Raw genomic sequence first — 12,059 nt, 5'->3', positions numbered from 1 at the left:
TTCATGCGGCGTGATGCCGCGTATTTGCCGGAATCTTGGAGGGGCGCCATTTTTCTGTCAACAATTCCATACGTTTTTTGTGTACATATTTTGCGTTCTTAAACGTATGTGCGTCGTCATCCACCTCTTCACGCCTCCACGCGTGCCCGCGTGAACGACGCCCCAAAGAAAAAGCGCGGCCGCGACATGAGTCGCTGGCCGCGCAGTAGAAATACCTGGCAGGTAAAGCTGGAACCGGGAGCCGCCAACAAACCCAGTGAAGCAGAAGGTCTTGTCAGTGGCGCTCAGCAGACCTCAGTTCAGGTCGGCGTCGGCAGCCATGCGCGATCACGTAGGCGCGAGCGGATGCGGGCGATGGCCTGGCTGTGGATCTGGCACACGCGCGATTCCGACACGCCCATCACGGCGCCGATTTCGCGCAGGTTCAGATCCTGCTCGTAGTAGAGGCTCATCATGAGCTTTTCGCGCTCGGGCAGTGCCTCGATGGCGGCGACAACCGATTCGCGCAGGTCGTGGTCCAGCAGCTGGTCCAGCGGCGTGGCGTCGTTCTCGGGCGCGCGGTTCTCGATGAAGGCGTCGGCGTCTTCGCGGTCGAAATCTTCGTAATACAGCAGCTGGCTGCCTTGCAGGTCGACCAGTTGCTTCTGGTATTCGGCCAGCGACATGCCCAGCGCCGCGGCAATCTCGGTCTCGGTGGGCGCGCGGCCCTTCTGCTGCTGCAGCTTCTGGATCGCCTGCTCGATCGTGCGTGCGTTGCGGCGCAGGCCGCGCGGCAGCCAGTCCGAGCCGCGCAGTTCGTCCAGGATCGCGCCGCGAATACGCTGGGCCGCGTAGAACTCGAACTGCACGCCCTGCGTTTCCTCATAGCGCGACAGCGCATCGAGCAAGCCCATCATGCCAGCCTGGATCAGGTCGTCCAGCTCAACGCTGGCCGGCAACTTGACCATCATCTGGTTGGCAATGCGGCGCACCAGTGGTGCGTACGTGGCCATCTCGTCGGACTTGGTCTTGCGACCGGTTGCGGTGTACATATCCATGCCTGCCTTTGACGCTTCGTTCATGCTGCGCCTCAATAAACCAATTCGGCCGCGCGTGCGGTGGCGCCAAGCGTCGGAGTCGCTGTCGACATTGACGTTGCTTGCGCCGATTCATCTGCCGGCTGTGCCGGTGCCCGCGCCGACATGACCACCCGCGACGGCGCATTGCCATCACCGGCTTGGGCCTCGGCGCTGGCCCAGCTCAACATTTCTTCGGCAAGCTGGCGGAAGGCCATGGCCGAAGGCGATGCGGGAAACGCACTCGCCACGGGCTTGCCGAGCGAGAGCGCAAGTTCTACGTGCCGGTCCTCCGGGAGGTAGCCGGCGAAATCGATACGGGTGTTCAGGTACTGGCCCACGGTATTGGCCAGGTTGCCGAACACGCGCACGGCGGAATCCACCGAATGCGCGCCGCACACCACGGTGCGGATGCCAGCGCTGCCTTGCAGCACGGCGGTTTTCTTGAGCAGCGTGTACGCGCTCTTGATGCCTTCCGGACCATCGGAGAAGGTCAGCAGCACGTCGTCGCAGGCTTCGGCCACGGTGCTCAGCGCCCGGGTGCCGAAATGCGCGGCCACGAGCGTCACATCCGCCGTCTCGTCGTACTGCTCGAGCACGCCGGGCATGGCGAGCATGGTCTGGGCGTTCACCACGGCCGTGTCGCGGCCCATGGCGGACAGCGCGATGCGCAGGTTGTCGACAAAGTCATCGACCTGCTCTTCCGCACCGATCACCAGCACACGGCGGGCAGCAGCATGACCGAGCATGCGCCGCAGCCCTGCGGCTTGATCCTTGGCGAATGGCGTCGTCATGGTCGCCCCCTTGTCAGGCGAAATCGAAAGCGGCCAGGCCAGGTTCGCGGTTACCTGAGTTACGCAACACCGCGCCCTGCGCCACCAGCAACGATTCATCCGAATCCAGCGTGAACGACGACTGCTCCGCACCGGCCCGGAACGAGCGATGGATCAGCAGCTTCTTGTTCGGCACCGCAATGTCTTCCGGCACACGCTGGCCGTACGACACGTAGTGCAGCGGCAGGCGGCGGCGGATCATCACGTCCATCGCGTGGCCCACAGAGGCGGCCTCGTCGATCTTGGTCAGGATGCAGCCGGCCAGGTTGGCGTCGCGGTAGGCACCCACCACTTCATCGAGCGTCTTGCCGTTGCTGGCAGCGTTGAGCAGCAGCAGGCGCTTGATCGACGGGCCCACGGCATGCAGCATCGCCATCTGCTCGGACACGGCGCGGTCGCGCTGGCTCATGCCGATGGTGTCGATCAGCACCACGTGCTTCTCGCGCAGGTCGTTCAGCGCCAGGCTCAGGTCTTGCGCGTCTTTCACGGCATGCACCGAGACGCCCAGGATCTTGCCGTAGATGCGCAGTTGTTCATGGCCGCCGATCCGGTAGCTGTCGGTCGAGAGCAGCGCCACGCGCGATGCGCCATGGCGCAGCACGAAGCGCGCGGCCAGCTTGGCGGTCGTGGTGGTCTTGCCCACGCCGGTCGGGCCCATCAGGGCAAACACGCCACCCTGGTCGAGCAGACTGTTTTCATCCGACACGGTGCTCAGGTTCTTTTCAATCGCGCGCTGCACGAAGTCCAGCGCCCCCTCATACGAGTCGTGCTGCGGCATGTTCTCCAGCACGTAGCGCGTGAGCTGTGCCGAGAACCCTGCGTTGAGCATGGTCTGGAACAGGCGCGTACGCACCGGGTCGCCCAGCTTCACGCCCAGCGAGGCCAGGCTCGACATGGCGTCGTTCAGGGTGCTCTTGAGCGTTTCGATCTCGCCGACCATGCGGCGGGTCATCACGTCGGTCTCGGCACGGATGCTTTCCTTCACGTCGGCCTGGATGGCCGAACGCTGCAGGCTCACGTCATCACGCGCGGCTTCGGGCTTGGCCATTGTGTCCTCCACGCGGACGAAAATGTCGGACGCCTTGTCTGCGTCGGCTTGCGCCTCGATGCGCGCCTTCACGGGCGCTTCGGCCTTCTGCTGCTCGGCGCGAAGATTACGGGCCTGGGCTTCCACGCGCTCGGCAAAGCTGCGCAGCGAAACCGGGCGGTCATCCTGCTCGCGTGCCTGTTCACGTGCCTGCTCGCGACGTGCGGCAAAGCGGGCGGTCGATTCCACCTCCGGCTCATCGTCTTCCACCGCGGTGCGGCGGGCGATGAACTGTGCGGTGCTCGCCAGGGCCTGCGCTGCGGATTGGGCAACCTCGGCATTGGCACGGTCCAGCGACAGGCCGGCCAGCATGCGGGTCGACGCAGCCAGCGCATCTTCTTCGCCGAACGCCACGTCGTCGTCAACACGCGTTTGCAGCGTACGGCCGGCAGGCTTGGCTGCCGGAGCGACTTGAGCGACCGGCGCTGCCGGTGCGTCTTCCTGTGCGGGGGCGCGGCGCGAAGCAATGAAGCGGTTGCGCAGACGGGCCAGCGCGTTCGGTGCCGGGGCCTCGGCCTGCGGGGCCTCTTCAGCGGGTGCCTGAGCGGCAACGACGGCTGCGGTTGCCGCGGCAATCGGGGCGGGCTCGGGAATCGGGGCCGGCGCCATCGGACGGCGCTGCGCCGTCTTGGGTGCCGACGATTGCGTGTCGACCAGCGCATCCACGTGCGAGTCGCATGCCGCGATGATCTCGATGCCACCCGGAATGGCGCGGTTCGACAGGATCAGAGCGCCATCGCCCAGTTGGTCGCGGACTTTGCGCAAGACGTCACGCGACGTCAGTCCGGTAAATCGATGCATTTTCATGCGCGGCCTCCAAGCATGGCGACAACCTTAATCGTTCGGTGATCTGGAATTTCTGCGTGCGACAGCACGCGCAGGCTCGGTGCGGCACGCTTGAACAGGCGGGCAAGCATCGGGCGCAGTGCGGGCGGTACGAGCAGGACGCCCGTCTGACCCATCTGTTCGTGTTGCCGCGACGAGTCCGCAGCCGCTTGCATGAGCGAGTCAGCCAGTTGCGGTTCGATCGGGCCGGCGTTCGAGCCAACGACGCTTTGCAGCAAGATGTTCTCCAGATTCGGGTCAAGCGTGACGACCTGCATTTCGGTCTTGTTCGGGAAGAGCTGCTGGGCAATCGCCCGGCCCAGCGCCACACGCACGGCGGCGGTGAGTTCGGCGGGGTCTTGCGTCCTGCCTCCGTGTTCCGCCAGCGTCTCGACGATGGTGCGGATGTCGCGGATATGCAGGCCTTCGTCCAGCAGGTTCTGCAGCACCTTCTGCACGGTCGCGACGGGCAACAGCTTCGGCACAACGTCTTCGACCAGCTTCGGTGCTTCCTTGCCCAAATGATCGAGCAATTGCTGGACTTCCAAACGGCCGAGAAGCTCGGTGCTATGGGTGTAAATCAACTGATTGACGTGGGTGGCGATGACCGTGCTGCAATCGACCACGGTGTAGCCCTCGGCCTGCGCGCGATCGCGCACATCGGCGTTGATCCACATGGCCGGCAGGCCAAAGGTCGGGTCCACGGTGGGCGTGCCGGGCAGTTGCGTGCCCAGGCGACCACCCAGGCCGCCCATGCCACCGTGGCCGCCCAGGCCGTCCTGGCCACCCGGGTTGATGGCGAGGAACTTGCCCTGCTGCACCTCACCGTGACCGATCTCCACGCCCTTGAGCGTGATGCGGTACGACGACGGGCCCAGTTCCAGGTTGTCGCGGATATGCACCACCGGCGCCAGGAAGCCCATGTCCTGCGTGAACTTCTTGCGGATGCCCTTGATGCGGCGCAGCAGCTCGCCGTCCTGGCTCTTGTCGACCAGCGGGATCAGGCGGTAACCGATTTCCAGACCCAGCACGTCGACCCACGACACGTCGTCCCAGCTCGCCTCGGGCGTATCCACCGGGGCAATGGCCTGCAGCACGGGTTCGACCTCGGGCACTTCGCGCTTCTTCTTCAGGTACCAGCCCAGGTAGCCCAGGCCGCCGCCAAACAGCACGAACGGGATGTGGGGCATGCCCGGCACCAGGCCCAGCAGGCCCAGCACGCCGGCGGTCGTCATCAGCACCATCGGCATGGCAAACAGCTCGCTCGACAGTTGCTGGCCGACGTCCTTGTCGGTGGAGACGCGGCTGACCATGATGCCCGCCGCGGTGGAGATCACCAGGGCGGGAATCTGTGCGACCAGGCCGTCGCCGATGGTCAGCAGCGTGTAGTTGGTGGCCGCGTGGCCCACGTCCATGCCGTGCTGCAGCACGCCCACGGCCAGGCCGCCGACGATGTTGATCAGCAGGATGGCGATACCCGCCACCGAATCGCCCCGCACGAACTTGCTGGCACCGTCCATGGAGCCGAAGAATTCGGCTTCCTGGGCGATCTCCGTGCGGCGCCTGCGGGCTTCGTCTTCGCGGATCAGGCCGGCGTTCAGGTCGGCGTCGATCGCCATCTGCTTGCCGGGCATTGCATCCAGCGTGAAGCGCGCGCTGACCTCGGCAATACGGCCCGCGCCCTTGCTGATCACCATGAAGTTGATGATCACCAGGATGATGAATAGCACGATGCCGACGGTGTAGTTGCCGCCCACCAGGAAGTGGCCGAAGGCTTCGATCACCTTGCCGGCGGCGTCGGGGCCGGTGTGGCCTTCCATCAGCACCACGCGCGTGGACGCCACGTTCAGCGACAGCCGCATCAGCGTGGTGATCAGCAGGATGCTCGGAAACGACGAGAAATCCAGCGGCTTGAGCGTGTGCATGCTGATCAGCAGCACGATGATCGACAGCGCGATGTTGAACGTGAACAGCAGGTCGAGGATGAATGGCGGCAATGGCAGCACCATCATCGCCAGGATCAGGATGATGAGCACCGGGCCCGCGGCGGAGCGGTAGTCGCCCTTGCGCAGGATGTCGGTGACTCGGAGCAGTGCGGCGTTCATTGGCGGGGCGTGCAGCGGGGGGCTTTTCGATGGATGCCATCTTGCCCGGTGAGCCGCCAAATCGAAGACGTGAGAAAGCCGCCCAAAAGGCGGCTTTTCTTTGAAATACCCTCCCACCGGGGGGTGCGGAAGCGGCCATTGGCGCCGATTGGCCGGCATTGCATGCCAAGCGCCCCATGCGCGAGCCTCAAACGGCCGTTCGCGGAGCTAAAAGTGTCGAGCACGAGGCTTTTTGCTCGGCAGCCCGAGTTCTGAACTCGATGCTTGGAGCTTTTTGCTCGGCGATCCGAGCTCGGAGCTCGACGCGTGAGGCTTTTTGCTCGGCCATCCGAGCTCGGAGCTCGACGCGTGAGGTTTTTTGCTCGGCGATCCGAGCTCAGAGCTCGACGCGTGAGGCTTTTTGCTCGGCCGGCGGCGGTTTAAGCGTCTTCGGGCTCGTCGTCCGGGCCGGGCTGTGGCCCCGGGTCCATATCGGCGGGCACCGGCAGGTCGGTCGGGCGCACCGGCACACGGCCGCCCACCTGGTGCAGGCGGCGCAGCTGGTAGACATAGGCGAGCACTTCAGCCACGGCGGCGTACAGCGCTTCGGGAATCTGGTGGCCGATCTCGGTATGGCGGTACAGCGCACGGGCCAGCGGGGGCGCTTCCAGAATGGGAATCTTGTGCTCCGTCCCCAGCTCGCGAATCTTGGCCGCCACCATGTCAGCGCCCTTGGCCAGCACGCGCGGCGCTCCGCCTTCCTTTTCGGAATAGCGCAGCGCCACGGCGTAGTGCGTCGGGTTGGTGACGATCACGTCGGCCTTGGGCACATCGGCCATCATGCGGCGCTGGGCCGCCTGGCGCTGGAGGTTGCGGATGCGGCCCTTGACGTGCGGATCGCCTTCGGACTCGCGGTGCTCCTTGCGCACTTCTTCCTTGGTCATGCGGTGTTTGCGCGCGTATTGCCACAACGACAGCGGCACATCCACGGCCGCCACCAGCATCATAACCGCCGCCATGCAGAGGAAGGCCACGCCGGCCACGTGCAGGGTGTCGCGCATGGCCACGCCCAGGTCCTGCTGCGGCAGTTCGATCAGGTCACCCCGGTAATACCGGACCAGCAACCAGCCCACGCCGGCAATCAGGAACAGCTTGATCAGCAGGCGGGGCAGCTCCATCAGCCCCTCCAGCGAGAACATGCGCGTCAGGCCCTGCAGCTTGAACAGGCGCGAAATATCGGGGGCCAGCGGCTTGAACGAGATGGCCCCGCGCGTGAGCGCCAGCGGCGACAGCGCGGCAATCACCAGCATCAGCATCAGCCCGCCCAGCGCCATGGCCAGCGGCATGAACTGGCCGGTCACGTAGTTCCACTGGTCCTGCCCGCTGGTGTAGTTGTAGCGGTGGAACTCCAGGCAGCGCGCCAGAAAAGATGACGCAGCCCGCACAATCGAATCGCCCATCACCCACAAACCGCCCGCGGACACCGCCGTGAGGGCGAACGAAGCCAGTTCCCGTGATCTGGGAACGTCGCCTTCCTCGCGCGCCTGCTCGAGGCGCCTCGGAGAGGCTGGTTCGGTTTTTTCGAGATCGCTTTCTTCGGACATGCCGGGCGTGCGAGGGGTGGACGGACGCTCGCATTATCCCGCCCCGGTCTGGCCATCGAAGCGCAAAGAAGACGCCTTGAAAGCACGCTTATCGGCAAAAAGCCGTCCCGCGCGGTGGCGATGGCCCCTCTCGAACCCGATCCGCTCGCATGAGCAAGCCGCCCGGTTTGCGGTCGTGCCCCCTGGCTGCGCAAATACACCGCACCCCTATGTGGGGTCTGCTGCGCGATGCATGCGGTGCGGCTCGACATCCTCCAGCCGGTCTGCCGTGATATCCGCCGGATGCACCACCACGCCACCATTTCGCGCGATGAACTGTTGCGCATCCGCCAGATTCCGGAATGCGGGAAGATTGCCGCGCCGCATCGGTCCCAGAGCGGTCGACCCCGACACATAAACGGCCTGCAGTGCCGGAAGCCATCCACCCTCTCCCATGGCATGCACGTAGCTGGCGGCAACTTCCGAGGCCTGTCGCCCGGGTGCATAGCGCTGCAGGTTTCGCAGGTAGATGAACAGGGTCAGCGGTGAATCAAAGAAGTACGCATCGCCATTGGCAAAGATGAGCTGCGCCGCCCACCCGGGAACGCGAGATGGAAACGCCCCACAGACGGGGCAACGCGCGTTGGCTGGAACCGGACGAGGGGCATGTGGCTGCAATCCGGACCGCGGATCGTACGGCACGGCCGGCGCGACAAAGCAGATCTCGTCAGGCAACTTCGGTTCCGCCCGCAGGGCTGCACGTCCCACAAACCACCAGAGAGACCAGAGCGTCCCAAGCAATACAGCCAGTGCCAACAGCGGACGGCGCATCGTCATGACCCGCTCCATCCGCTCGCGCTGGTGCCACAGGCAATGACGGCCCTGAACAGAAGAGGACTGCGGCGAATCACAACTGAAAGCTCCTCCGAAGGTAAGCGGGCGCTGCTTCCCCGCCCACAAAAGACAGATCGACGGCACCGCGGGAGAGGCATTGCCGCATCCCATCGACAATCGCGTCGCCAGCCAACGCCAGGATGACGAGCATATCGACTCTGCCCACCTTCTAAATTGATCGAGGGCATGAATGACTTCTATCTAATTTAAATAGACCCTTCTTACGGCATTGGCATTTCCAATTCCTGCATAGCAAAAAATTATCCAAAAAAAATACCCGACATTGCATTGCGGATAAAAATGCATCTCCAATACTTGATTTGTATCAATTCTAGCCACGGGTATTTCGGCCAATTGATGCGAATCAATCTGTGTCGCAGGCGTAGCGCTACCATCGGCCGCTTCTGACACATGCGGTGAAATCTTGAACCGTTGCACTCCGCCCCTCCGTGGAACCCTGCCGAATATCGGGCTCGCCGGACTGACGCACACGCTGCGCTGGACTGCCAGTCCGGCCGCGAGCGCACCGGCGGCCCAGTACCGATATGCCTTCGACGGCGACACGATGGGCACGACATATCACGTCCGGCTCGCGCTTGCATCGCTTGATGACACGGCATTGCTCGATGCGGCGCGCGCAGCCGTGGATGCGGCTGTACAGGGAGTTGACCAACGCATGTCAACGTATCGGGCGGACTCGGAACTGTCGCAACTGAACCGGTATGCGGGCGGGCGCCCCTTCGCGTTGTCCGCCGACACGATCAGCGTATTGCAGATGGCGAAATCAGTGAGCCTCGCAACGGATGGCGCGTTCGATATCACAGCCGGGAGCTTCGTCAACCTGTGGGGCTTCGGGCCGGAAAAGGCTCAACGTGTGGTAACGCCGTACGAGCTGGCAATGCTCAAGAGCGCAGTCGGCACCGGCGCACTGGAAATCGACCCGCGCACGCGTACCGCCACGAAAGCCGACCCTCGCGTTTATGCCGATCTATCGGCCATCGCAAAGGGTTTTGGTGTCGACCAGGCGGCCATCGCGCTCGACGCGCTTGGCATCTCCGATTACATGGTCGAGGTGGGTGGAGAGGTGCGCGCCAAGGGCCGGCGCCATGACGGGCGCGCGTGGCAAATCGGTATTGAAGAGCCTCAGCGGACGCTACCGCGCCGTGCCCGATTCGTCGTGCCATTGCGCGATATGGCAATGGCAACGTCGGGCGATTACCGCATCTGCTTCGAGCAGGATGGGCAACATTACTCACACGAGATCGATCCACGTACAGGCCGCCCAATCGCCAATGGCCTGACTTCCGTCACCGTGGCCGCGTCGCAGTGTGCGATTGCCGACGCATACGCTACGGCGCTGATTGTGTTGGGCCCCGAGCGCGGCGTCGAGGTTGCCGAGCAACTCGGGCTGGCCGCCTATTTCGTCCTGCGCGATGTGGATGGCCGCCATCAAGACCGGTTGACGACCGCGTTTGCTGCGCTGGGCGGCCGCCCTGCCACAACCACCTGATCCACACCGCAACCCGCACAAAGCGCAACGGCATCGTCACATTCATTCATATCCGAATAGCCTCAATAAAAATAGGTTATTCAAATTTCCAATGGTCAATCGAATAGGGCTCATTTCAATTCATCTCGAATTGATGGGTTTCCCCTGACTTTGATGGCTATCAATAGCAAATTCCTGCGGTTTGTTAATGTGGTTTCCAATTCTGAGGGAGCGTAAGAGATGAGCCAATCCAACAATGATTTTGAGAATCCGATTCCGGTGAGCCCGACACGACGCAGCTTTCTGAACCGGACGGCAGCGGGCCTGGTCGGCGTGGGCCTGTCCGCCGGACTGGCAGCCTGCAACAAAGGCTCGGACAAGGATGCACCTGCGGCGGCGGCTCCGGCCGATGGCAAACCGGGCGCAGCCGGCGGCGTCGACTACAGCAAGTACGAAGTGCCGCCCGGCCAGTTGGACACGTACTACGCGTTCTCCAGCGGCGGCCACTCGGGTGAGGTTCGCATCTACGGTCTGCCTTCGGGGCGCTGCTTCAAGCGCATCCCCGTCTTCAACATCGATTGCCTGGTGGGCTGGGGTATCACCAACGAATCGAAGAAGATCATGGGCACCAACCCGGACGGCACGCTCAAGTACTGGACCGGCGATACCCATCACGTGCATCCGTCCTATACCGACGGCACGTACGACGGGAAATACATCTTCGTCAACGACAAGATCCACAGCCGGCTCGCCCGGGTGCGCATGGACACGATGGAATGCGACAAGATCGTCGAATTGCCGAACGTCCAGGGCTTCCATGGCGTCTTCCCGGACAAGCGGGACCCGGTGGATGACAAGATCAACCACACCACCCGCGTGTTCTGCGGCAACGAGTTCCATATTCCACAGCCCAATGACGGCCGCGACCTGAACGACCCGAAGAAGTATTTCTGCCTGTTCACCTGCGTGGACGCGGAGACGATGGAGCCCCGCTGGCAGGTCAAGGTCGACGGCAACATGGACCTGGTGGCCACGTCGTATGACGGCAAGCTCGCTGCTTCCAACCAGTACAACACCGAAGGCGGCGTGCATTACGAAGAGATGATGTCCGCCGAGCGCGACGCGTGCGTGTTCTTCAACGTGGCACGGATCGAAGCCGCGGTCAAAGCCGGCAAGACCTTCACCATCGGCACCTCGAAAGTCCCTGTCGTGGATGGCACCAAAGCCGCCAACACGGACCCGAAGACCGCGCTGACCTGCTATGTGCCCGTGCCCAAGAACCCGCACGGCGTGAATGCCAGCCCGGACGGCAAGTACTACGCGTGTTCAGGCAAGCTGTCGCCGACGGCAACCCTGATCGAGCACGACCTCGTCTTGAAGTGGTTCAGCGGCGAGCTCAAGGAGCCGCGCGACTGCGTCGTTGCCGAACCCGAGATCGGCCTCGGCCCGCTGCACACCGGTTTTGACAACCGCGGCAACGCCTATACCACGCTGTTCCTCGACAGCCAGATCGTCAAATGGAACCTTGAAGCGGCGATCAAGGCGTTCAAGGGCGACAAGACCGCCGTGCCGGTGGTGGACCGCATCGACGTCAATTACCAGCCGGGCCACGGTTTCACCTCGATGGGCGAAACCAAGGAGCCGGATGGCAAGTTCTTCATCTCGGACAACAAGTTCTCGAAAGACCGCTTTCTGCCGGTCGGCCCGCTGCACCCGGAAACAGCGCAGCTCATCGACATCTCCGGCGACAAGATGAAGCTCGTGGCAGACCATGCGGTCTATTCCGAGCCGCACGACTCGATCGTCATCCGCCGCGACATCATCAAGACGCGTCAGGTCTACAACATCGATGAGTTCCCGCACGCGGTGAAAGACCCGAAGGAGTGCCGCGTCGAGCGCAAGGGCAAGCAGGTGACGGTCTACCTGACCTCGCAGGCACCTGCCTTTGGCTTGCGCGAGTTCACTGTGAAGAAGGGCGATGAGGTGACGATCATCCTCACCAACCTCGACAAGGTGGAGGACTTGACCCACGGCTTCGCCATCCCGAAGTACAACATCAACTTCATCGTGAACCCGCAGGAAACCAAGTCGGTCACCTTCAAGGTCGACAAGCCCGGGGTCTACTGGTGCTACTGCACCAACTTCTGCCACGCGCTGCACCTGGAAATGCGCTCGCGCATGCTTGTTGAGGCGTAAGGGAGAAGGCGGA

At 63.4% G+C, this 12,059-nt stretch carries 8 protein-coding genes; 2 read left to right on the top strand and 6 right to left on the bottom strand.

Annotated elements, in window-relative coordinates; all coding sequences use genetic code 11:
- Positions 1 to 299 precede the first annotated feature (299 nt).
- The 6 genes from ACU8YE_RS13035 to ACU8YE_RS13010 form a co-directional block, all read right to left on the bottom strand.
- The gene (locus tag ACU8YE_RS13035) at positions 300 to 1,061 is read right to left on the bottom strand and encodes an RNA polymerase sigma factor FliA (RefSeq protein ID WP_027679301.1); all 762 of its coding nucleotides are present in this window, start codon (positions 1,059 to 1,061) and stop codon (positions 300 to 302) included.
- Positions 1,062 to 1,069: 8 nt separating this feature from the next.
- Positions 1,070 to 1,849 carry a MinD/ParA family ATP-binding protein gene (locus tag ACU8YE_RS13030; protein ID WP_232039922.1) on the bottom strand — a complete coding sequence of 260 codons (780 nt, stop codon included), beginning with the start codon at positions 1,847 to 1,849 and terminating at the stop codon, positions 1,070 to 1,072.
- Positions 1,850 to 1,862: 13 nt separating this feature from the next.
- A complete protein-coding gene (gene flhF / locus ACU8YE_RS13025; protein ID WP_446928884.1) occupies positions 1,863 to 3,782 on the bottom strand; it encodes a flagellar biosynthesis protein FlhF in 1,920 nt (639 codons plus the stop codon).
- Positions 3,779 to 5,905 carry a flagellar biosynthesis protein FlhA gene (gene flhA / locus ACU8YE_RS13020; RefSeq protein WP_260801417.1) on the bottom strand — a complete coding sequence of 709 codons (2,127 nt, stop codon included), beginning with the start codon at positions 5,903 to 5,905 and terminating at the stop codon, positions 3,779 to 3,781. Before flhA ends, flhF begins: the two co-directional genes overlap by 4 nt.
- A gap of 419 nt (positions 5,906 to 6,324) precedes the next feature.
- Complete coding sequence (gene flhB / locus ACU8YE_RS13015; protein WP_232039925.1) at positions 6,325 to 7,488, bottom strand: flagellar biosynthesis protein FlhB; 1,164 nt, start codon at positions 7,486 to 7,488, stop codon at positions 6,325 to 6,327.
- Between the two features lie 207 nt (positions 7,489 to 7,695).
- The gene (locus ACU8YE_RS13010) at positions 7,696 to 8,304 is read right to left on the bottom strand and encodes a nitrous oxide reductase accessory protein NosL (protein WP_446928883.1); all 609 of its coding nucleotides are present in this window, start codon (positions 8,302 to 8,304) and stop codon (positions 7,696 to 7,698) included.
- A 481-nt stretch (positions 8,305 to 8,785) separates the two neighbouring features.
- On the opposite strand from ACU8YE_RS13010, the gene ACU8YE_RS13005 reads away from it, so the two are divergent.
- Together ACU8YE_RS13005 and nosZ are read left to right on the top strand one after the other, a co-directional pair.
- Entirely contained in the window at positions 8,786 to 9,871 is a 1,086-nt protein-coding gene (locus ACU8YE_RS13005; RefSeq protein ID WP_446928882.1) for an FAD:protein FMN transferase, read from the top strand.
- Positions 9,872 to 10,090: 219 nt separating this feature from the next.
- Positions 10,091 to 12,046, top strand: a complete 1,956-nt coding sequence (nosZ, locus tag ACU8YE_RS13000; protein WP_433867809.1) for a TAT-dependent nitrous-oxide reductase — start codon at positions 10,091 to 10,093, stop codon at positions 12,044 to 12,046.
- Positions 12,047 to 12,059: the final 13 nt, after the last annotated feature.

It is taken from the genome of Ralstonia sp. VS2407, from assembly GCF_052950655.1.
Note: the sequence above shows the minus strand (reverse complement) of the source record. Positions and strands in the feature narration are given on the sequence as shown.